This window comes from Modestobacter lacusdianchii (genome assembly GCF_054177765.1).
In genome coordinates this window covers 129,362-150,200 of record NZ_JBJJTJ010000001.1, presented here as the reverse complement: position 1 = coordinate 150,200, position 20,839 = coordinate 129,362, and the positions used below count along the sequence as shown (strand labels likewise).

The 20,839-nt window shown below is 73.8% G+C and carries 16 protein-coding genes; 14 read left to right on the top strand and 2 right to left on the bottom strand.

The window, feature by feature from the left end; genetic code table 11:
- The first annotated feature begins 242 nt into the window (after window positions 1-242).
- From ftsZ to ACJTNH_RS00700, 7 genes are all read left to right on the top strand, one after another.
- Complete coding sequence (ftsZ, locus tag ACJTNH_RS00730) at window positions 243-1,553, top strand: cell division protein FtsZ (protein ID WP_458172288.1); 1,311 nt, start codon at window positions 243-245, stop codon at window positions 1,551-1,553.
- A 78-nt stretch (window positions 1,554-1,631) separates the two neighbouring features.
- The gene (gene pgeF / locus ACJTNH_RS00725; RefSeq protein ID WP_458172287.1) at window positions 1,632-2,363 is read left to right on the top strand and encodes a peptidoglycan editing factor PgeF; all 732 of its coding nucleotides are present in this window, start codon (window positions 1,632-1,634) and stop codon (window positions 2,361-2,363) included.
- Window positions 2,360-3,133: a YggS family pyridoxal phosphate-dependent enzyme gene (locus tag ACJTNH_RS00720; protein ID WP_458172286.1), complete on the top strand. Its 774-nt coding sequence runs from the start codon at window positions 2,360-2,362 to the stop codon at window positions 3,131-3,133. The genes pgeF and ACJTNH_RS00720 overlap by 4 nt, the downstream gene beginning before the upstream one ends.
- A gap of 103 nt (window positions 3,134-3,236) precedes the next feature.
- Window positions 3,237-4,088, top strand: coding sequence for a cell division protein SepF (locus ACJTNH_RS00715; protein WP_458172285.1), 852 nt, complete (start codon window positions 3,237-3,239; stop codon window positions 4,086-4,088).
- Between the two features lie 53 nt (window positions 4,089-4,141).
- Window positions 4,142-4,441 (top strand): YggT family protein, encoded by a 300-nt coding sequence (locus ACJTNH_RS00710; RefSeq protein ID WP_458172284.1) that lies wholly within the window; start codon window positions 4,142-4,144, stop codon window positions 4,439-4,441.
- 97 nt (window positions 4,442-4,538) lie between these two features.
- Window positions 4,539-5,270: a DivIVA-like cell division protein Wag31 gene (wag31, locus tag ACJTNH_RS00705; protein WP_458172283.1), complete on the top strand. Its 732-nt coding sequence runs from the start codon at window positions 4,539-4,541 to the stop codon at window positions 5,268-5,270.
- A gap of 148 nt (window positions 5,271-5,418) precedes the next feature.
- Window positions 5,419-6,147 (top strand): hypothetical protein, encoded by a 729-nt coding sequence (locus ACJTNH_RS00700; RefSeq protein WP_458172282.1) that lies wholly within the window; start codon window positions 5,419-5,421, stop codon window positions 6,145-6,147.
- Window positions 6,148-6,241: 94 nt separating this feature from the next.
- Here ACJTNH_RS00700 and ileS read toward each other — a convergent pair whose 3' ends face one another.
- Window positions 6,242-9,388: an isoleucine--tRNA ligase gene (gene ileS, locus ACJTNH_RS00695; protein ID WP_458172281.1), complete on the bottom strand. Its 3,147-nt coding sequence runs from the start codon at window positions 9,386-9,388 to the stop codon at window positions 6,242-6,244.
- A gap of 109 nt (window positions 9,389-9,497) precedes the next feature.
- On the opposite strand from ileS, the gene ACJTNH_RS00690 reads away from it, so the two are divergent.
- On the top strand, window positions 9,498-11,009 hold the full coding sequence (locus ACJTNH_RS00690) for a potassium/proton antiporter (RefSeq protein WP_458172280.1): 1,512 nt from the start codon (window positions 9,498-9,500) through the stop codon (window positions 11,007-11,009).
- 391 nt (window positions 11,010-11,400) lie between these two features.
- On the opposite strand, the gene mqo is transcribed toward ACJTNH_RS00690, so the two are convergent.
- Entirely contained in the window at window positions 11,401-12,888 is a 1,488-nt protein-coding gene (gene mqo / locus ACJTNH_RS00685) for a malate dehydrogenase (quinone) (RefSeq protein ID WP_458172279.1), read from the bottom strand.
- Window positions 12,889-13,221: 333 nt separating this feature from the next.
- On the opposite strand from mqo, the gene lspA reads away from it, so the two are divergent.
- The 6 genes from lspA (at window position 13,222) to ACJTNH_RS00655 (ending at window position 20,837) form a co-directional block, all read left to right on the top strand.
- A complete protein-coding gene (gene lspA / locus ACJTNH_RS00680; RefSeq protein WP_458172278.1) occupies window positions 13,222-13,791 on the top strand; it encodes a signal peptidase II in 570 nt (189 codons plus the stop codon).
- Window positions 13,792-13,865: 74 nt separating this feature from the next.
- A complete protein-coding gene (locus tag ACJTNH_RS00675) occupies window positions 13,866-14,831 on the top strand; it encodes an RluA family pseudouridine synthase (protein WP_458172277.1) in 966 nt (321 codons plus the stop codon).
- Window positions 14,832-14,843: 12 nt separating this feature from the next.
- A complete protein-coding gene (locus tag ACJTNH_RS00670; protein WP_458172276.1) occupies window positions 14,844-15,641 on the top strand; it encodes a CPBP family intramembrane glutamic endopeptidase in 798 nt (265 codons plus the stop codon).
- Window positions 15,638-16,150, top strand: coding sequence for a GNAT family N-acetyltransferase (locus ACJTNH_RS00665; RefSeq protein ID WP_458172275.1), 513 nt, complete (start codon window positions 15,638-15,640; stop codon window positions 16,148-16,150). Before ACJTNH_RS00670 ends, ACJTNH_RS00665 begins: the two co-directional genes overlap by 4 nt.
- Window positions 16,151-16,380: 230 nt before the next feature.
- Window positions 16,381-19,950, top strand: a complete 3,570-nt coding sequence (gene dnaE, locus ACJTNH_RS00660; RefSeq protein WP_458172274.1) for a DNA polymerase III subunit alpha — start codon at window positions 16,381-16,383, stop codon at window positions 19,948-19,950.
- Between the two features lie 152 nt (window positions 19,951-20,102).
- On the top strand, window positions 20,103-20,837 hold the full coding sequence (locus ACJTNH_RS00655; protein ID WP_458172273.1) for a DUF2567 domain-containing protein: 735 nt from the start codon (window positions 20,103-20,105) through the stop codon (window positions 20,835-20,837).
- Window positions 20,838-20,839: the final 2 nt, after the last annotated feature.

The following is a 20,839-nucleotide window of genomic DNA, read 5'->3' as shown; positions in this document are numbered from 1 at the left end:
TGTGCTCCCGCGGTGTCTACACCGCGACGTGAGACCTCGGCCAGGCCAGTCGTCACCCGCAGTGAGCCAGATGTGACGGACGGGTCGGGTGCGGCTCGTGCGAATCCGCTCTGTGGACACGCCGAGCGAGGAGGGGTGCTTGCTGCCCCGGGAGGGCACACCTAACTTCGTCCCCACAACGACTCAGTTGACATAACTATAAGGCTTAACCTGAGGATGAGGGTCCAGTTGGGGAGCGCAGCATGACACCTCCGCACAACTACCTCGCGGTCATCAAGGTCGTCGGCATCGGCGGCGGCGGGGTGAACGCGGTCAACCGCATGATCGAGGTCGGCCTCAAGGGGGTCGAGTTCATCGCGATCAACACCGACGCGCAGGCGCTGCTGATGAGCGACGCCGACGTCAAGCTCGACGTCGGTCGTGAGCTCACCCGCGGCCTGGGCGCGGGCGCGCAGCCCGACGTCGGCCGGCAGGCCGCCGAGGACCACCGCGAGGAGATCGAAGAGGTGCTCAAGGGCGCCGACATGGTCTTCGTGACGGCGGGCGAGGGCGGTGGCACGGGCACCGGTGGTGCGCCCGTCGTCGCCTCGATCGCCCGCAAGCTCGGTGCCCTGACCATCGGCGTGGTCACCCGCCCCTTCTCCTTCGAGGGGAAGCGGCGGGCCGTCCAGGCCGAGTCGGGCATCGAGGAGCTGCGCAACGAGTGCGACACGCTCATCGTGATCCCGAACGACCGGCTGCTGCAGCTGGGCGACCGGAACGTCAGCGTCATGGACGCCTTCCGGACCGCCGACCAGGTGCTGCTCTCCGGTGTGCAGGGCATCACCGACCTGATCACCACGCCCGGCCTGATCAACCTGGACTTCGCCGACGTCAAGTCGGTCATGTCCGGGGCCGGGTCGGCGCTGATGGGCATCGGCAGCGCCCGCGGTGACAACCGCGCGCTGCTGGCCGCCGAGCAGGCCATCGCCTCGCCGCTGCTGGAGGCCTCGATGGAGGGCGCCCACGGCGTCCTGCTGTCGATCTCCGGTGGTTCCGACCTCGGTCTGTTCGAGATCAACGAGGCGGCCTCGCTGGTCAGCGACGCCGCCCACCCCGACGCCAACATCATCTTCGGTGCCGTCATCGACGACGCCCTGGGTGACGAGGTGCGGGTCACGGTGATCGCCGCCGGGTTCGACGGTGGCAAGCCGAGCAACCGCAAGGACGCCGGGACGACGCCGCTGGCGACGTCGGCCCCGGTCGCCCAGGCGGCGCCGGCGGCCCCGCCGGCCCAGGTGCGCCCGGCGCCGGCCCAGACCGGCGAGCGGCTCGCCGCTCCCGTGGCGGGGCCGACCTCGACGCCGCCGTCCGCCCCCACTCCGGCGCCGCCGTCGACGACGGCACCGCGCGCGGGGCAGCCGGGCAGCACGCCGCCCCAGGGTGGTGGGCTGACCGTCCCGCCGCTGCCTCCGATGCCGGGCGGTCAGGCGAACAGCGGCGCCCGTCGTCCGCTCGCCTCCGAGGACTTCGAGGAAGAGCTCGACATCCCCGAGTTCCTCCGCAGCCAGTAGGAGGACCCCCGTGCCCCCCACCACTCGCCAGTTCGTGGCGGGCCCCTGCACGGGGGCCGGTTGCAGCGGGTCGCGTTCGTGACCGACAGATCGGCCGTCTCGTCGGCGGTGCGACCCAGGCGGGTCGTCACCGACCGGCGGGGCGGCCGCTCTGCTGCGCCGTACGACTCGTTCAACCTCGGCGGGCACGTCGGCGACGACCCCACCGACGTCGCGGCCAACCGGGCCCGGCTGGCCGGGGAGCTCGGGGTGCCGGCCGACCAGCTGGTCTGGATGACCCAGGTGCACGGCACCGGGGTCGCCATCGTGGAGGACGCCGGGGAGAACCCGGTGGCCGACGTGGACGCGTTGGTCACGGCCACCCCCGGCCTGGTGCTCTGCGTGCTCGCCGCCGACTGCGTGCCGGTGCTGCTGGCCGACCCGGTGGCCGGCGTCGTCGCGGCGGTGCACGCCGGCCGGGAGGGCGTGCGGCGCGGGGTGGTCCCGGCGACGCTGGCGGCGATGACCCGGCTCGGGTCCCGCCCCAGCGACGTCGAGGCGCTCCTCGGCCCGGCCGTGTGCGGCCTGGACTACGAGGTCCCCGCCGCCATGCAGGCCGAGGTCGGCCGGGTAGCCCCGGCCGCGGTGGTGCGCACGCGCACCGGCACCCCCGGCCTGGACCTGCGGGCCGGCCTGGCCGAGGTGCTGCGCGGTGCCGGGGTCCGGCAGGTCGTCCACGACCCGCGCTGCACGGTCGAGGACCCCCGGTTGTTCAGCCACCGGCGGGACGGCGTCACCGGCCGGCAGGCCGGCGTCGTCTGGCTCCAGTGAGCACCTCCTTGCCCCGTCCCGGGGCTCGCCCCGAGCTCGCGAGGGGTGAGGAGGACGGGGTCGGCCGACTCGCCGAGAACCGGCAGGCGGTCCGGGAGCGGATCGACGCGGCCGCGCGGGCGGCCGGCCGTGACCCGGCGTCGGTGCGGCTGCTGGCGGTGAGCAAGACCCGGCCCGCCGAGGACGTGCGCGCCCTCGCCGGGCTGGGCCAGCTGGACTTCGCCGAGAACCGGGTGCAGGAGCTCGCCGGCAAGGCGGCCGACCTCGCGGACCTGACCGGGCTGCGCTGGCACCTGGTCGGGCAGCTGCAGCGGAACAAGGCCGCCGCCGTCGTCCGGCTGGGTGCCGGGGTGCAGTCGGTCGACCGGGCGTCGCTGGTCCAGGCGCTGAGCCGGGCTGCCGACCGGGAGGGCCGCACCGTCGACGTCCACCTGCAGGTCGACCTGGGTGGGCCGGAGGGCGAGCTGGGCGCCCGCGGGGGCGCCGACCCGGACGAGGTGCCCGGCCTGGCCGACGCGGTGGCGGAGGCGCCGGGCCTGCGGCTGCTCGGGCTGATGGCCGTGGCCCCGCGCGGGGAGGCGCCCGCGCCGGCGTTCGCCCGGCTGGCCGAGCTCGCCGCCCGGGTCCGGGCCGACCATCCTGCTGCCCTGGAGCTCTCGGCAGGCATGAGCGGCGACCTGGAGGCGGCTGTGACAGCTGGGGCCACCGAGGTGCGTGTCGGTACCGCGTTGTTCGGCGCCCGCCCCCTAACCTCCGGTCCAGGGGAGTGACGCGGCACCCGTGCGCCCTCCCGAGTCACACGAGCACCACCAGCACCACCGATCACCTGTTCAGCACGAGTCGTCCTGCGACGAGACCAGAGGGAGACGTCCGATGGCCGGAGCCATGCGAAGGATGGGGGTCTACCTGGGCCTCGTCGAGGACGACGACGCCCGTGGTGGGTACGACCGCTACGCGTCGCGGCAGAGCGACTACGACCACGACGACCGGGGCTACGACCGCGGCTACGACCGCTACGCCACCTCCTACGACGACGACCCCGCGGCCGACGTCGCCGGGGACCGGTACGGGTACGCCGACGCCTACGGCTCGGCCGGCTACGACGACCACCCGGCCGACCAGTACGACCATGCCGGCGACAACTTCGCCCAGGAGCTCCCGCCCGAGCCCGAGGTCTCCCTCGGTCGGCGGCCGGCCGGCCCGCGCACGCTCGGCCTGGCCGGCACGACGACGGGCAGCACCTCCGCCCGCCTGGCCGCCGCCGGTGGCACGGGGCTCGGGTCGGCGTCCGCGGCCCGCAGCCGCATCTCCGGTGGCGGCGTCTCCGGTGGCGGCATCTCCGCTGGTGGGACGGCGACGTCCGGCTCGGCCGGCCTCGCGATGAGCGAGCCGGTCGTCCCGGCCCCCGCGCCGGCGCCCGTCGCGGCCCCGGAGCCCAAGCCGCAGGGCTACCGGATCACCACGGTGCACCCGGCGTCCTACAACGAGGCGCGCACGATCGGCGAGCGTTTCCGGGACGGCATGCCGGTGATCATGAACCTCACCGACATGGAGCACGCCGACGCGAAGCGACTGGTCGACTTCGCCATCGGTCTGACGTTCGGCCTGCACGGTAGTATCGAGCGGGTCACGGCCAAGGTCTTCCTGCTCAGCCCGCAGGACGTGGACGTGACTGCTGAGGACAAGGCCCGGATCCGTGAGGGCGGGTTCTTCAGCCAGTCCTGATCGACTGCGCGTCGTGACCACCCGGCACGAGGTGCCCTGAACGAGCGAGGACCGTGGCTCTCCTTCTGCAGATCGTCTCGTCGGTCTTGCTCGTCTTCCTGATCCTGCTGTTCGCCCGGTTCGTCGTGGACTGGGTGATGGTGCTCGCCCGCAGCTGGCGGCCGCAGGGGCTGGTCGCCGCCGGCCTCGAGGTCGTCTACGCCACCACCGACCCGCCGCTGAAGGCGGTGCGGAAGGTGATCCCACCGCTGAACCTGGGTCAGATCCGGCTGGACCTCGGGTTTATGGTGCTCCTGATCGGCGTCATCCTGCTGCGCAGCATCCTGGACAGCCTGGCCTACTCCTACGCATGACTCGTCCTGTCTCTCCGGAGCGGGGTGCGGACACCGAGCGGTTCGCCGCCGGTCTGCGTCCGTGTCCGTTCCTCCCGTCCGACCTGAGGTGAGCCGCATGCCACTGACTCCCGCCGACGTGCACAACGTCGTCTTCAAGAAGCCGCCGATCGGCAAGCGCGGCTACGACGAGGACGAGGTCGATGCCTTCCTCGACGTGGTGGAGGCCGAGCTGGCCCGCCTGATCGAGGAGAACAACGACCTCCGCGCGTCCGGGGGCGGTGGCTCGCGCGACGAGCGCCCCGAGTCGGCCCCGATGACCGTCGCGGCCCCGCCGCCGCCCCCGGCCCAGCCGGCCGCGCCGCAGGTGCGAGAGGACGACGCCATCCGGGCCTCCCGGATGCTGGCCCTGGCGACCGAGACCGCCGAGCGGCACGTCAACGAGGCCAAGGCCCAGTCCGAGCAGATGGTCGGCAGCGCCAAGAGCACCAGCGACCGGATGCTGTCGGAGGCCCGCGCCAAGAGCGAGCAGATGGTGGGCGAGGCCAAGAGCCGCGCCGACGCGATGCTCGGCGACGCCCGCACCCGGGCCGACACGATGGAGCGCGAGGCCCGCGCCAAGGCCACCGCCCTGCAGCAGGACGCCGAGCGGAAGCACGTCGAGGCGATGGGCTCCCTGGAGGAGAAGCGGGCGAGCCTGGAGCGCAAGGTCGACGAGCTGCGCACCTTCGAGCGCGAGTACCGCACCCGGCTGCGCTCCTACCTGGAGTCGCACCTGCGCGACCTGGACAGCCGGGGCTCGGCCGAGCCCTCGTCCAACGCCCGGCAGAGCCAGCACGTCAGCGCCTGACGGAGCACATGCCGCTCTCCACCGACCCGCTCGTGGCGGGCCCCGGGGGAGGGCCGTTCCAGCAGTGATGGAGCCCCTCCGGACCTCGGTCCGGAGGGGCTCCTCCGCGTCCGGGGCCGGCAGGGGATCGCGCGGCTAGCATCCGGCTGTGGTGCTCGTCGCAGGGGTCTTCGTGCTGGGAGCCGTGGGCCTGCTGGTCGCCGGGCTGGTCGCGGGGTCGACCACGGTGCAGTGGGCCTCCTTCGGAGCCAGTTCGGCTGCAGTCGTGCTCCTGGTGGCCGGCGAGCTCCGCCGGCGCCGCCGGGCCCGGGCCGGTACTGGCCGGCGGGCCACCACGGAGGCGCCGCCACCGGGCGCGCCGCCCGGCGGGACCCGTGGCGGCGCCTCCGTGGTCCGGCTCCCACCGGCGACCCTGCCCCCCGTCCCGCGGACGGACCCGGGACTCCGCGCACGCCTGGGCCAGGGCGCGGACGGACGCCTGGACGCGGGATCGCGCACCGACGGCCGGGGGACACCCCGGTCAGCCGACCTCGAGCCGGGCCGCCCCCCGGGCTCGTCCGCCCGGCTGCCGGACGGCCCCGCGACCGGGGCGCACGCCCGGTCCGAACCCGGCACCCCGTCGATCGGTGCGGACGGTGAGCCGCCGGCGGAGGAGGTGGAGGTGACCGACCTGCTGCTCGTGCTCGACCTGACCGACGAGGTGATGGTGGTCGACGAGCACCCGCGCTACCACCTGCCCCGGTGCCCGCACCTGGCGGGCACCCAGCCGGTTCCGCTGCCGATGGTGGAGGCGCGCACCGACGGGTTCACCCCGTGCGGTGCCTGCGCCCCCGACCGGGAACTGGCCCGCCGGGAACGCGCCCGCCGCTCCGCCTGACCCGGCCCACGGCGTCCCGCCGCCGGTGGCCGGCGACGGGACGCGGCAGGGGCCTGCCGGCGACGGGACGGTGACGGGGGGACCCGGCCCCTCGTCAGCTGCCGGCCGGGGCGATCCAGACCGAGGCGCCGGCGGGCGCCTCGAGCGGCTCGCCGGGGCCGGCGGCCTGCGCGTGCACCGCCGTGGCCAGCACCTCGCCGGACAACTGCTCGGCCTGCTCGGTGAGCGCCTGGGCGATGGCGCCCTCCCCGGTCCACCACAGCTCGATCCGGTCGCTGACGGCCAGGCCGCGGGACTTGCGGGCGTCCTGGACCAGCCGGACCACCTCGCGGACGAGTCCGGCCCGCTCCAGCTCGGGGGTGAGCGTCAGGTCCAGGGCGACGGTCAGCCCACCGGCCGACGCCACCGTCCAGCCCTCGCGCGGTGTCTCGGTGACGATCAGGTCGCCCTCGGCCAGCGGCACGTCCGCGCCGTCGACCGGCACGGTGGCCGCACCGGTGCGGTAGGCGGCGACCAGCTCGGCCGGGTCGGCCGCGGCGACGGCGGCGGCGACCGCCTGCACCTGCTTGCCCAGCCGGCGGCCGACCGCCCGGAAGTCGACCTTCACCGACACGTCGACCAGCGACCCGTCGACGGCGGCGAGCTCGGTCAGCTCGGCGACGTTGAGCTCCTCGGCCACCTCGCCGACCAGGTCCCGGGGCAGCTGCGACCATCCCGGGGCGGCGATCAGCGCCTGGGCCAGCGGCTGCCGGGTGCGGGCCTTGGCCGAGGTGCGGGCCGAGCGCCCCAGCTCGACCAGCCGGCGGACCAGGGCGACCTGCTCGACGAGCTCGTCGTCCCGGGCGTCCTCGTCCACGGTCGGCCAGCTGGCCAGGTGCACCGAGTCGGGGACACCTGCCGCACCGGGCAGCACGGCGTTGCGCCACACCTGCTCGGTGAGGAACGGCGTGAAGGGGGCCATCAGCCGGGTCAGGCCGTCGAGCACCTCGTGCAGGGTGCCGAGGGCCGCCGGGTCGCCGTCCCAGAAGCGCCGCCGGCTGCGCCGGACGTACCAGTTGGACAGGTCGTCGACGAAGCCGGCGATCAGCCGGCCGGCGGTCTGGGTGTCGAACTGCTCGAGCGCGTCGGTGACCCCGGCGGTGACCGAGGCCAGCTCGGCCAGCGCCCAGCGGTCCAGCAGCGGCCGCTCCGCCCGCGGGGGAGCGGGGCTGGCGGCCGGGTCCCAGCCGTTGGTCTCGGCGTAGAGGGTGAAGAAGCTCGCGGTGTTCCAGTAGGTCAGCAGGACCTTGCGCACGACCTCGGACAGCGTCTCGTGCCCGACCCGGCGCGCCGACCAGGGCGAGCCACCGGCCAGCATGAACCAGCGGACGGCGTCGGCGCCGTGCCGGTCCATCAGCGGCATGGGCTCGAGGATGTTGCCCAGGTGCTTGCTCATCTTCCGGCCGTCCTCGGCCAGGATGTGGCCCAGGCAGAGCACGTTCTCGTAGGAGCTCTGCTCGAAGACCAGCGTGCCCACGGCCATCAGCGTGTAGAACCAGCCGCGGGTCTGGTCGATCGCCTCGGCGATGAACTGCGCCGGGTAGGCCGCCTCGAACTCGGCCTGGTTCCGGTGCGGTGCACCCCACTGGGCGAAGGGCATCGAGCCGGAGTCGTACCAGGCGTCGATGACCTGCCGGACCCGCCGGTAGGTGCCCTCCTCGCCGGCGACGGTGAAGGTGACGTCGTCGATGAAGGGCCGGTGCGGGTCGAGGTCGGACAGGTCGGTGCCGGTCAGCTCCGACAGCTCGGCCAGCGAGCCCACCACGACCATGCGGCTGGGGTCGGCGTCGTTGCGCCAGATGGGCAGCGGGGTGCCCCAGTACCGGTCGCGGGACAGGGCCCAGTCGACGTTGTTGTTCAGCCAGTCGCCGTAGCGGCCCCACTGGATGCTCTCCGGGTGCCAGTGGGTGCGCTCGTTCTGCGCGAGCAGCTGCTCCTTGACCTGGCTGGTGCGGATGTACCAGGACGGCTGGGCGTAGTACATCAGCGGCGTGTGGCAGCGCCAGCAGTGCGGGTAGCTGTGCTCGTAGCGCAGCTCCCGGTACAGCACGCCGCGGTCGGCGAGGTCCTGCACCAGCGTGGGGTCGGCGGCCTTGAAGAAGTGCCCGCCCACCAGCGGGACGTCGGCGGTGAAGTGCCCGGTCGGGTCGATCGGGTTGACCACCGGCAGGCCGTAACCGCGGCACACCGCGAAGTCCTCGGCGCCGAACGCGGGGGACTGGTGCACCAGCCCGGTGCCGTCGTCGGTGGTGACGTAGTCGGCCAGGACGACGTAGTGCGCGTCCCCCTCGGGGAACTCGACCAGCTCGAACGGCCGCTGGTAGCGCACCCGCTCCCAGTCGCGCCCGGTGGTGCGCGCGAGCACCTCAGCGCCCTCACCCAGGACCGCGGTCAGCAGCGGCTCGGCGACGACGAAGGTGCCGTCGTCGGTGCGGGCGACCACGTAGGTGACGTCGGGGTGGACGGCCACCGCGGTGTTGGACGGCAGCGTCCAGGGGGTCGTCGTCCAGATCAGCAGGTCGGCCTGGCCGGCCCACTCACCGCTGGTGATCGGCAGCCGGACGTAGACCGAGGGGTCGGTCAGCGTCTCGTAGCCCTGGGCGACCTCGTGGTCGGACAGGCCGGTGCCGCAGCGCGGGCAGTAGGGCGCCACCCGGTGGTCCTCGACCAGGAGGCCCTTGTCGAACACCTGCTTCAGCGACCACCAGACGCTCTCGATGTAGCTGGCGTCCATCGTCCGGTAGGCGGTCGACATGTCGACCCAGTAGCCCATCCGGTGGGTGAGCTCGGCGAAGGCGTCGACGTGCCGCTCGACCGACTCCCGGCACTTGGCGTTGAACTCGGCGATGCCGAACCGCTCGATGTCCGGCTTGCCGGCGAAGCCCAGCTCCTGCTCGACGGCGATCTCGACCGGGAGCCCGTGGCAGTCCCAGCCGGCGCGGCGGGGCACGTGCCAGCCCTGCATGGTCTTGAACCGGGGGAAGACGTCCTTGAACGCCCGGGCCTCGATGTGGTGGGTGCCCGGCCGCCCGTTGGCGGTGGGCGGGCCCTCGTAGAAGACCCACTGCGGCTTGTCGGCCGACCCCTCGAGCGAGCGGGCGAAGACCTTGTCGGCCTCCCACTGCTCGAGGACCTCGTGCTCGAGGGCCGGCAGGTCGACCTGCGGGGGAAGGGCCCGGAACGGCCCGGCGGGAGCACTCACGGTGCCCATCATCCCCGACCCCGCCACCCGCCCCGCGCAGCCGCCGGTCCGCGCCGGGTGCCGGGCCCGGCGGCCCGGTACGGGAGACTGCCCCCATGGGGGAGCGCCGATGAACACGACGGTCACCCTCGCGCTGGCCATCGGCGCGCTGGTGGTGCTCGTCGCGGCAGTGGCGCTGCGGCTGGCCGATCGCCTGGGACTGCCCTCGCTGCTCATCTACCTGGCCCTGGGCATGGCGATCGGGGAGAGCGGCCTCGGTGTCGAGTTCGAGGACGTCGAGCTCACCCAGACCCTCGGGGTGGCCGCGCTCGTGGTGATCCTCGCCGAGGGCGGGCTGACGACCCGGTGGTCGGACCTCCGGCGTGCCATCGGTCCGGGGCTGACCCTGGCGACGGTGGGGGTGGCCGTGAGCATCGCGGTGACCGCGGCGGTCACCGTGTGGCTCCTGGGCTACGCGTGGGGCTTCGCCGTGCTGCTGGCCGCGGTCATCAGCTCGACCGATGCCGCGGCGGTGTTCGCCACGTTGCGCCGGCTGCCGCTGCCCCGCCGGCTGGCCGCCTCGCTCGAGGCCGAGAGCGGGCTGAACGACGCCCCGGTCATCCTGCTGGTCCTCGTCCTCTCCGAGCAGCTGACCGGCGGCACGTCGGACGTGTGGTACCTGGTGCTGGTCGAGGTGCTCGTCGAGCTCGCCGGTGGTTCGGCGATCGGGCTCGCGATCGGCTTCGGCGGCGCGTGGCTGCTCCGCCGGGCGGCACTGCCGCTGGCCGGGTTCTACCCGCTGGCGATGCTGGCGCTGTGCGTGCTGGCCTACTCCACCGCCACCCTCGCGCACACCTCGGGGATCGTCGCGGTCTACCTCTGCGGCCTGCTGCTGGGCAACGCGCCGCTGCCGCACCGGGCGGCCAGCATCGGTTTCGCCGAGGGGCTGGCGTCACTGGCCCAGATCGGGCTGTTCGTGCTGCTGGGGCTGCTCGTCTCCCCATCCCGGCTGCCGGATGCGCTGCTGCCCGCCCTGCTCGTCGGCGGCGCCCTGCTCCTCGTCGCCCGGCCGCTGTCGGTGCTGCTCAGCCTGGTGTGGTTCCGGATGCCGATCTCGCAGCAGCTGTTCATCTCCTGGGCCGGGCTGCGTGGCGCGGTGCCCATCGTGCTGGCGACCTTCCCGGTCGCGGCCCAGGTGCCCGGGGCGGAGCGGATCTTCGACACGGTGTTCGTGCTCGTCGTGGTCTTCACGCTCATCCAGGGCTGGTCCCTGCCCTGGGTGGCGCGGTTGCTGCGGATCGCCACCCCGGTCACCCCGCGCGACATCGACGTGGAGTCGGCGCCGCTGGACGAGCTGGGCGCGGAGCTGATGCAGCTGCGGGTGCCGGAGAGCTCCCGGCTGCACGGGGTCTACCTGCCCGAGCTGCGGCTGCCCGAGGACGCCGCGGTCGTGCTGGTCGTCCGGGACGGGCGGCCCTTCGTACCCGACCGGGACACCCGGCTCATGCGGGGGGACCAGGCGCTGCTGGTGTCCGCGCGCGGCTCCCGCGCCGAGGCCGAGCGCCGGCTGCGGGCGGTCAGCCGGGCCGGCCGGCTCGCCACCTGGCGCGGCGAGGCCGGCCAGCCCAGCGAGAGCGACTGAGCCAGTGGCCCGCCACCCGGCCCCCCGCCCGGAGCTGCACCCGGTCCGCTGACGAGCCACGGGGAGGCGTTGAGCCCCCGCTCGGTCTCGTCGAACGCTGCCAGCATCCGGGTTGAGCCGCCTCAGCGGGGGTTGAGCCGCGCCACGACGCGGCTCAACCCCTGCTGAGGCGGCTCAACCCCGGGCAGTGTCGGGGGGTCAGCCCGGGCATGGTCGAGCCGGCTGTCGGCCCGGGCGGTGAGCCGGCAGGTGCGGGTCGGTCGGTGTCACGGCCCGGGGCGGTCGCCGTCCGGGTCGACCCGGTTGGGGCGGGGTCGAGCCGCGTCAGGGCGAGGCTCGACCCCAGCCGGCGCGGCTCGACCCGGGGACGGCGGGCGGAGGCCGCTGCAGGTCAGCCCTGCAGCTCCAGGGTCCTGGTGGTGTCGGCGCGCACCTGGGCCAGCAACTCGGGCTCGGCGGACAGCTCGCGGCCGTAGGAGGGGATGGCCTCCTGCAGCAGCGGCCGCCAGGCGTCGATCCGGTCGGGGAAGCAGCGCTCCAGGAGCGTGAGCATGGCCGAGGTGGCGGTGGAGGCACCGGGGGAGGCGCCGAGCAGCCCGGCGATCGTGCCCTCGGCGCCGACGATCAGCTCGGTGCCGAACTGCAGCACACCGCGCCCGGTCGTCGGGTCCTGCTTGATGACCTGCACCCGCTGACCGGCGGTGATCAGCTCCCAGTCGTCCTGCTCGGCGGTCGGCACGAACTCCTCGAGCGCCCGGAACCGGGCCGACGTCGACTGGAGCACCTGGCCGATCAGGTACCGGGTGAGGGGGATGTTGGCGATCCCGGCGCCCAGCATCGAGCCCAGGTTGCCGCCGCGCACCGAGCGCGGGAGGTCCCACATCGAGCCGGCCTTGAGGAACTTGGGGGAGAAGCCGGCGTAGGGGCCGAACAGCAGGGCCTGCTCGCCGTCGATGAGCCGCAGGTCCAGGTGCGGCACCGACATCGGCGGCGCCCCGACCTTCGCCTGGCCGTAGACCTTCGCCTGGTGCCGGGCCACCAGCTCCGGGTTGCGGGTGCGGAGGAACTGCCCGCTCACCGGGAAGCCACCGAAGCCGCGGATCTCCGGGATGCCCGCGCCCTGCAGCAGGGGCAGCGCCCCGCCGCCGGCGCCGACGAACAGGAACCGGCTGTGCACGGTGCGCTGCTTGCCGCTGGTCAGGTCGGTGACGGTGGTCGCCCAGCGGCCGTCCCGCTCCCGCCGGACCTTCCGCACCCGGTGCTGCAGGTGCAGCTGCACCCCGCGGCCGACGACGTCCTCCAGCAGCAGCCGGGTCAGCGCACCGAAGTTGACGTCGGTGCCGGCCAGCGACCGGGTGGCCGCGACGGGCTCGCCGGCGGACCGGTCGGTCATCATCAGCGGCAGCCAGTCGGCGAGGACGGCGGGGTCGTCGGTGAACTCGAGGCCGGCGAACAGCGGCTGCGGTGCCAGGGCCTCGTAGCGGTTGCGCATGTACCGGTGGCCCTCGGTGCCGGTGACGAAGCTGACGTGCGGCACCGAGGTGATGAAGGTCTTGGGGGAGTCGGTCAGCCCGCTGCGCACCAGGTGCGACCAGAACTGGCGGGACACCTGGAACTGCTCGTTGATCCCCACGGCCTTGGCCGGGTCGACCGTGCCGTCGGGGCGGGCCGGGGTGTAGTTCAGCTCGCACAGTGCGGAGTGCCCGGTGCCGGCGTTGTTCCACGGACCGGAGCTCTCCCCGGCCACCTCGGTGCCGGACTCGAACACCTGGACGGTCCAGTCCGGCGCGACGATGCCGAGCAGCGCGGCCAGCGTCGCGCTCATGATGCCGCCGCCGACGAGGACTACGTCGGGGTTCGAGGAACCATCCGTGGTCAAGATCTGCCTCCGTGACTCAAGTGCGTACCCACCCATCGTCGTCCGCCGCTCAGGACGACACGGCCGGAACCGGGTGCTCCCCCCGAACTGAGGGGATGAGATGCATCACAGGCCGCCGTCCTCGAGGGTGCCCTGCGCCTCCCCCCGGCGCAGCACGTGCCCCCACCCGGCGTGGCGCCCACCTCACGACGACCGCACCCGGGGGAGCCGGCGCCCGCCGCCCGCGACCGGTCACCGGGTGACCGGGTCAGCGTGGCAGGCGGCGGCAGAGGCCCCCGCCGCTATCGTCGTCGGCGGACGTGGCCACCGGGGCCGCCAGCGGGGAGGACGGCGATGTCCGAGCAGCCCGAGACCTCGACGTCCCCGGCGGAGGGCGCACCCACCCCGGTGCGCCGGCCGCGGGCGGCACTGCTGCTGGGCCTGGCCGCCGGCATCCTGGCGCTGGACCTGGCCACCAAGCTGCTGGTGGTCGCCACGCTGTCCGACCGTGAGCCGCTGCGGCTGCTGGGCGGTGCGGTCTACCTGACCGAGGCGCGCAACACCGGCGCCGCCTTCTCCTTCGCCGAGGGCGCGACCGCGGTGTTCACGCTGATCGCCGTCACGGTGGTCGTGGTGATCGTCCGCAGCGCCCGGAAGCTGTTCTCCACCGGCTGGGCCGTGGCCCTGGGCCTGGTCCTCGGCGGGGCGCTGGGCAACCTGGTCGACCGGGTGTTCCGCGACCCGGGCTTCCTGCGGGGTGGCGTCGTCGACTTCGTCTCCCTGTTCGACCCCTACGGCGCCGTGTGGCCGATCTTCAACGTGGCCGACTCGGCGATCGTCTGCGGCGGCGTGCTGGGCGCGCTGCTGGCCTTCCGCGGCATCGAGTTCGACGGCAGCCGAGCCGCCGACCGCACCGAGAGCTGAGCGCGGCCCGCCCGGAGGCTCGCCGCGAGCGTGCGAGCGGTGAGGAGGACGGGGTCCTTCTGCACAATGGGGCGGTGACCAGCTCTCCCGGCCCGACCTCGACCGACGGCCGCCGGGGGGAGCTCCGCGCTCTGCCGGTGCCCGACGGCCTCGAGGGCCAGCGGGTCGACCAGGCGCTCACCCGGCTCTTCGGGCTCACCCGGGCCGTGGCCGCGGAGCTGGCCGACGCCGGCGCGGTCGTCGTCGACGGGCGGGCCCGGGGCAAGGGCGACCGCCTGTCGGGGGGCAGCTGGCTGGAGGTCGAGCTCCCGCCGCCGCCCGGCGAGCCGGTCGCGCCGCAGCCGGTCGAGGGGCTCACCGTCGTCCACGACGACGACGACGTGGTCGTCATCGACAAGCCGGTCGGCGTCGCCGCGCACGGCAGCCCGGGCTGGGACGGCCCGACCGTCACCGGCGGGCTGGCCGCGGCCGGCTACCGGATCAGCACGAGCGGTGCCGCCGAGCGGCAGGGCATCGTGCACCGGCTGGACGCCGCCACCACCGGGCTGATGGTGGTGGCCAAGAGCGAGCGCGCCTACACGCTGCTCAAGGCGGCGTTCAAGGAGCGCACGGTCGACAAGGGCTACCAGGCCCTCGTGCAGGGCCACCCCGACCCGTCCAAGGGCACCATCGACGCCCCCATCGACCGGCACCCCAAGCACGACTGGCGGTTCGCCGTGGTGACCGGCGGCCGCCCGTCGGTCACCCACTACGAGGTGGTCGAGGCGTTCCCGGCGGCCAGCCTGGTCGACGTGCACCTGGAGACCGGGCGCACCCACCAGATCCGGGTGCACTTCTCCGCGCTGCGGCACCCCTGCGTCGGCGACATGACCTACGGCGCCGACCCGACGCTGGCCGCCCGGCTGGGCGTGTCCCGGCAGTGGCTGCACGCCGTGCGGCTCGGCTTCGCCCACCCCGCCGACGGGCGCTGGGTGGAGTTCACCAGCGACCACCCCGCCGACCTGGCCGGTGCGCTGGCCGTCCTGCGCGCCGAGAACTGAGCCCCGCCCCTCGTGACCGCGGCGACCGCCCTGCCCGCCTCCTTCGCCGACTTCGGTCCGGCGCAGCTGGCGGCGGGGATCGTCGCGGTCTACCTGGTGGTCGGGGAGCCGTTCGTCGGCTACGTGCTGCACCGGCGCTTCGAGGGGCGGCTGCGCAGCGACCCGGCCGCCCGCCGGTCGTTCTACCGCCGGCTGCTGGTGCTCGAGTGGGGGCTGGCGCTCGTCGTGCTGGTGGTCTGGCTGGCCGCGCCCGGGGTCTCGGCCGCCGCTGTCGGCCTGGGCTGGCCGACCCGCTGGCCGGGACCGTTCACCTGGGCGGCCGTGGTCGCGCTCCTGCTGCTCGTCCTGCTGTCCACCCGGGCGCTGCGCGGCGGCGCGGTGGCCGGCCCCCCGCCGGAGGCCCTGCGGCGGACCCGGCCGGGGGAGGCGCGGCACGCCGAGCCGCCGGGCCACGCGACGCTCGCGCTGCTGCCGCGCAGCCGCTCCGAGCGCCGGCTCTTCGGCCTGGTGGGGGTCACCGCCGGGGTCTGCGAGGAGTGGCTGTACCGCGGCTTCTTCCTCGCCGTGGTCGCCGCGCTGGTGCCGGCGCTGCCGGCCGGTCTGCTCGTGCTGGTCGCCGGTGCCGCCTTCGGCCTGGCGCACGCCTACCAGGGGCTGACCGGGGTGCTGACCACCGGCGTGCTGGGCGGCGTCCTGGCCGCGGTCTACCTGGGCACCGGGTCGCTGCTGCTGCCGGTGCTGCTGCACGCGGCGATCGACCTGCGTTTCCTGCTGGTGCCCTCCTCGGCGCTCCCGGTGGCGCTGCGGTGAGCGCGCCCCGGGCCACGGTGGCCACCGCCGAGGACTGGCCGGAGGTCACGGCCCTGCGGCACCGGGTGTTCGTGCTGGAGCAGGGCGTCCCCGCCGAGCTGGAGCGCGACGACGCCGACGCGACGGCCGTGCACGCGGTCAGCCGGGACGACGCGGGCCGGGTGGTGGCGACCGGCCGCTTGCTGCCCGACGCCGCCGGGCCCGGCCGCGCGGTGATCGGCCGGATGGCCGCCGACGCCGCAGTCCGGGGCCGGGGCCACGGCGCGGCGGTGCTCGAGGTGCTGCACCGCGAGGCGGCCGCCCGCGGTCAGGTCGCGGTGGAGCTGCACGCCCAGGTGACGGCCCGGCGGTTCTACGAGCGGGCCGGGTACACCTGCGTCGGCGAGGAGCACGAGGAGGTCGGGATCGCCCACGTGCCGATGTGCCGCGGCCTCGGCGCGGAGGGCTCTGGTCAGCTCGGCGCGGAGCGCTCTGGCCAGCTCGGTGCGGAGCGCGCGGGGCCGGTGTGACGGAGTGGTCCGGATCGCGGAGACACGTCCTGTCGGACCCTCGGCGTAGGACTCAGGAGGTGCGAGGATCGGGGCACCGGTCCCCGCGCGAGCGCAGTCCCGGAGCACCACCGCACGTCGCGGAGCACCACCGAACGGCCTTCCCCGCCGGTCACCCAGAACCACCCGCCGCCCCTGCCCACCCGCCGGTGGGCAGGCGGTGCGCACGACCGTGAGGAGCACCCCACAGCATGAGCAGCACCCCGTCGTCCGAGAACTTCGTGCACCTGCACGTGCACACCGAGTACTCGATGCTCGACGGGGCCGCGAAGCTCGGTGAGGTCACGAAGGCCGCCGCCGCCGAGGGCATGCCGGCGCTGGCGATGACCGACCACGGCAACGTGTTCGGCGCCTACGACTTCTACAAGCAGGCCAACGCGGCCGGGGTCAAGCCGATCATCGGCATGGAGGGCTACTACACGCCCGGCTCCCGGTTCGACCGCGCCCCGTTCGACTTCGGCGACAAGCTGATCGACGAGGAGGGCGACGGCGGGTCCAACCGCGGCAAGGCCGCCTACACGCACATGACGCTGCTGGCCCGCACCACCGAGGGGATGCACAACCTCTTCCGCATCTCCTCGTTGGCCAGCCTGGAGGGCCAGTACCGCAAGCCGCGGTTCGACCGCGACCTGCTGGAGCGGTACGGCAAGGGCCTGATCGCCACCACCGGGTGCCCGTCCGGTGAGGTCAACATGTGGTTGCGCGCCGGCAAGCACGACAAGGCCCGCCAGGCCGCCGCGGACTTCCAGGACATCTTCGGGCGTGAGAACTTCTACGCCGAGGTCATGGACCACGGTCTGTCGATCGAGAAGAAGACCAAGCCCGCCCTGCTGGAGATCGCCAAGGAGCTGGGCATCCCGCTGCTGGGCACCAACGACCTGCACTACACCCACCGGGAGGACGCGCAGGCCCACGACGCCCTGCTGTGCATCCAGACCGGTTCCCGGCTCAACGAGCCCAACCGCTTCAAGTTCAACGGCGACGGCTACTACCTGAAGTCCGCCGCGGAGATGCGCTCGCTGTTCCGCGAGATGCCCGAGGCCTGCGACAACACCCTGCTGGTCGCCGAGCAGTGCGAGGTGCAGTTCACCGAGGGCGCCGACCTGATGCCCCGCTTCCCGCTGCCCGAGGGCGAGGACGAGACCTCCTGGTTCGTGAAGGAGGTCGAGCGCGGGCTGCACAAGCGCTACCCGAACGGCATCCCCGACCACGTGCGCAAGCAGGCCGACTACGAGGTCGGGATCATCACCCAGATGGGCTTCCCGGGGTACTTCCTCGTGGTCGCCGACTTCATCAACTGGGCCAAGGACAACGGCATCCGGGTGGGCCCCGGCCGCGGTTCGGCCGCCGGCTCGCTGGCCGCCTACGCCATGGGCATCACCGACCTGGACCCGCTGCAGCACGGGCTGATCTTCGAGCGCTTCCTGAACCCCGAGCGCGTGTCCATGCCCGACGTCGACATCGACTTCGACGACCGCCGCCGCGGCGAGGTGATCCAGTACGTCTCGCAGAAGTACGGCGAGGAGCGGGTCAGCCAGATCGTCACCTACGGCACCATCAAGGCCAAGGCCGCGATCAAGGACGCCGCCCGGGTGCTCGACCGGCCCTACTCGGTGGGCGACGAGCTGACCAAGCTGATGCCGCCGGGCGTCATGGGCAAGGACATCCCGCTGTCGGGGATCTTCGACCCCAAGCACGACCGGTACAAGGAGGCCGCGGAGTTCCGCGCCCGCTACGAGTCCGACCCGGGTGCCGCCGAGGTCGTCGACCAGGCCCGCAAGCTCGAGGGCCTCAAGCGGCAGTGGGGCGTGCACGCGGCGGGGGTCATCATCGGGCGCTACCCGCTGATCGACAGCATCCCGATCATGCGGCGCGAGTCCGACGGCGCGATCATCACGCAGTTCGACTACCCGACCTGCGAGACGCTCGGCCTGCTCAAGATGGACTTCCTGGGCCTGCGCAACCTCACGGTCATCGACGACGCGCTGCGCAACATCGTCATCAACGGCAAGGCGCCGGTCGACCTCGACGAGATCAGCAAGGACCTCACCGACCCGGCCACCTACGAGTTGCTCTCCCGCGGTGAGACGCTCGGGGTGTTCCAGTTCGACGGCGGCCCGATGCGCTCGCTGCTGCGGCTGATGCGCCCGGACAACTTCGAGGACATCTCCGCCGTCGGCGCGCTCTACCGCCCCGGCCCGATGGGCGCGAACTCGCACACGAACTACGCGCTGCGCAAGAACGGTCAGCAGGAGATCACCCCGATCCACCCCGAGCTGGCCGAGCCGCTCGCGGAGATCCTGGGTCAGACCTACGGCCTGATCGTGTACCAGGAGCAGGTCATGGCGATCGCGCAGAAGGTCGCCGGGTACTCCCTCGGCAAGGCCGACCTGCTGCGCCGTGCGATGGGCAAGAAGAAGAAGTCGGTGCTGGACGCCGAGTTCGTCGGCTTCGAGGCCGGGATGAAGGCCAACGGCTTCTCCGCCGCCGCGGTCAAGACGCTCTGGGACATCCTGGTCCCGTTCGCCGACTACGCGTTCAACAAGGCCCACTCGGCGGCCTACGGCCTGGTCTCCTACTGGACGGCCTACCTCAAGGCCAACTACCCGGCCGAGTACATGGCCGGGCTGCTGACCAGCGTCGGCGACGACAAGGACCGCCGCCCGGTCTACCTGGCCGAGTGCCGGCGGATGGGCATCAAGGTGCTCCCGCCCGACGTCAACGAGTCCTCCTGGGACTTCACCGCCGTCGGCAACGACATCCGGTTCGGGCTGGCCTCGGTGCGCAACGTCGGCACCAACGTGGTCGAGTCGATCGTCCGGGCGCGCGAGGAGAAGGGCGCGTTCAAGGACTTCGCCGACTTCATGCGCAAGATCGACACGGTGGCCTGCAACAAGAAGGTCATCGAGTCCCTCGCCAAGGCCGGTGGGTTCGACTCCCTGGGCCACTCCCGGCAGGGCATCGCGGCCATCCACGCCCAGGCCGTCGACTCCGCGATGAGCCTCAAGCGCAAGGAGGCCGAGGGGCAGTTCGACCTCTTCGGCAGCTTCGGCGAGGACGGCGGCGGCGAGCTCGGCGACCCGCTGAGCGCCGCGCTGGACATCCCGATCCCGACCGCCGACTGGTCCAAGGCCGAGCGCCTGGTCTTCGAGCGCGACATGCTCGGCCTCTACGTCTCCGACCACCCGCTGCACGGGGTGGAGCACGTGCTCACCTCGCACGCCGACACCGCACTCGCCGAGATCATCGCCGGGGGGGTCGAGGACGGCGCGAACGTGACCATCGCCGGCATCCTGACCGCGGTCGGCCCGCGCACCAACAAGCAGGGCGCCCCGTGGGCGATCGCCACCATCGAGGACCTCGAGGCCGGGCTGGAGGTGCTGTTCTTCCCCAAGACCTGGGCGCAGGTGTCGGACAAGGTGGTCCGGGACCAGATCGTGGTGGTCAAGGGGCGGATCAGCCGCCGCGACGACACCCCCTCGCTGTTCGCCTCGGAGGTGACCGTCCCCGAGCTCACCGAGGGGCCGCGCGGGCCGGTGCTGGTGTCGATGCCCGCCGCCCGGTGCACCCCGCCGGTCGTGGAGCGGCTGCGCGAGGTGCTGGGCAGCCACCCGGGCACCACCGAGGTGCAGCTGAAGCTGCTCAACGGCGGCCGGGAGACGGTCCTGCGTCTGGACCAGGGGCTGCGGGTGCGCCCCAGCACCGCACTGATGGGCGACATCAAGGCACTGCTGGGGCCGACGAGCGTCGCCCTGCTGTGAGAGAGGTGGAAGGACCCCCGTGCCCCCCCCACCACTCGCGAGCTCGCGGCGGGACCCTGCACGGGGGCCGGGCCTCGTGCCTGGCACGCTCGGCACGAGCCTCGGGACGGGGCCCTCGGCGGGGGCCGCAGGGCGCGGGTGAGGATGGAGCGGTGAGCGATCCCCGTCCCGCCGGCCCGGGCCGGCCGTTGCGCCCCGGTCCCGCGGTGCCCAGCGGACCGGCGGCGCCCGCTCCGCCGGTCCCGGGCGGGCCGTCGGTGACGGCGTCGAGCTGGGCGCCGGCCCGTCCGGCCGGCGCGCCCGGGCTCCGGGACAGCCGGGCCGACCTGCGGCCGGCGCTGGTCACCGTGGTCGCGCTCGCCGCCTGCGGGCTGGTCGCCGGGGGGCTGTGGCTGTGGCTGGCCCCGCGGGCCGACTACCGGGTCACCGACACCGACGTCGTCCCGGTCGACGGGCCGGTGTCGGCGGAGATCTTCATGGCCGACGACGGCGTCTTCGTGCTGCTGCTGGCCGCGCTCGGGCTGCTCGCCGGCCTCGCCGGGTGGGCACTGCTGCGCGCCCACCGCGGCGCGCTGACGCTGGCCGCGCTGGCCACCGGGTCGCTGGCGGCCGGCGTGGTCGCCTGGCAGCTGGGCGAGCGGCTGGGCGCCGGGCCCACCGATGCGCAGCTCGCCGAGGTCGGCGCCACGGTCACCACCGGGCTCAGCCTGGGCGCCGGTGCGGCGCTGGCGGTCGGGCCGTTCTTCGCCGTCCTGACCTACCTGGTGGCCGCCGTCCTGGACAGCCGGGACGACCTGGGCCGCCCGGGGGGCGCCCTGCCCTCCGCGGTGACCTCACCACCGCGCCCGCCGCTGCCGCCCGTCCCGCCGCCGGCCCCCCGCGGCTAGCC

Coding starts and splice junctions, on each gene's coding strand:
- ftsZ (WP_458172288.1), top strand. CDS start 243: ATGACACCTCCGCACAACTACCTCGCGGTCATCAAGGTCGTCGGCATC.
- ACJTNH_RS00715 (WP_458172285.1), top strand. CDS start 3,237: ATGGCCGGAGCCATGCGAAGGATGGGGGTCTACCTGGGCCTCGTCGAG.
- wag31 (WP_458172283.1), top strand. CDS start 4,539: ATGCCACTGACTCCCGCCGACGTGCACAACGTCGTCTTCAAGAAGCCG.
- ACJTNH_RS00690 (WP_458172280.1), top strand. CDS start 9,498: ATGAACACGACGGTCACCCTCGCGCTGGCCATCGGCGCGCTGGTGGTG.
- lspA (WP_458172278.1), top strand. CDS start 13,222: ATGTCCGAGCAGCCCGAGACCTCGACGTCCCCGGCGGAGGGCGCACCC.
- dnaE (WP_458172274.1), top strand. CDS start 16,381: ATGAGCAGCACCCCGTCGTCCGAGAACTTCGTGCACCTGCACGTGCAC.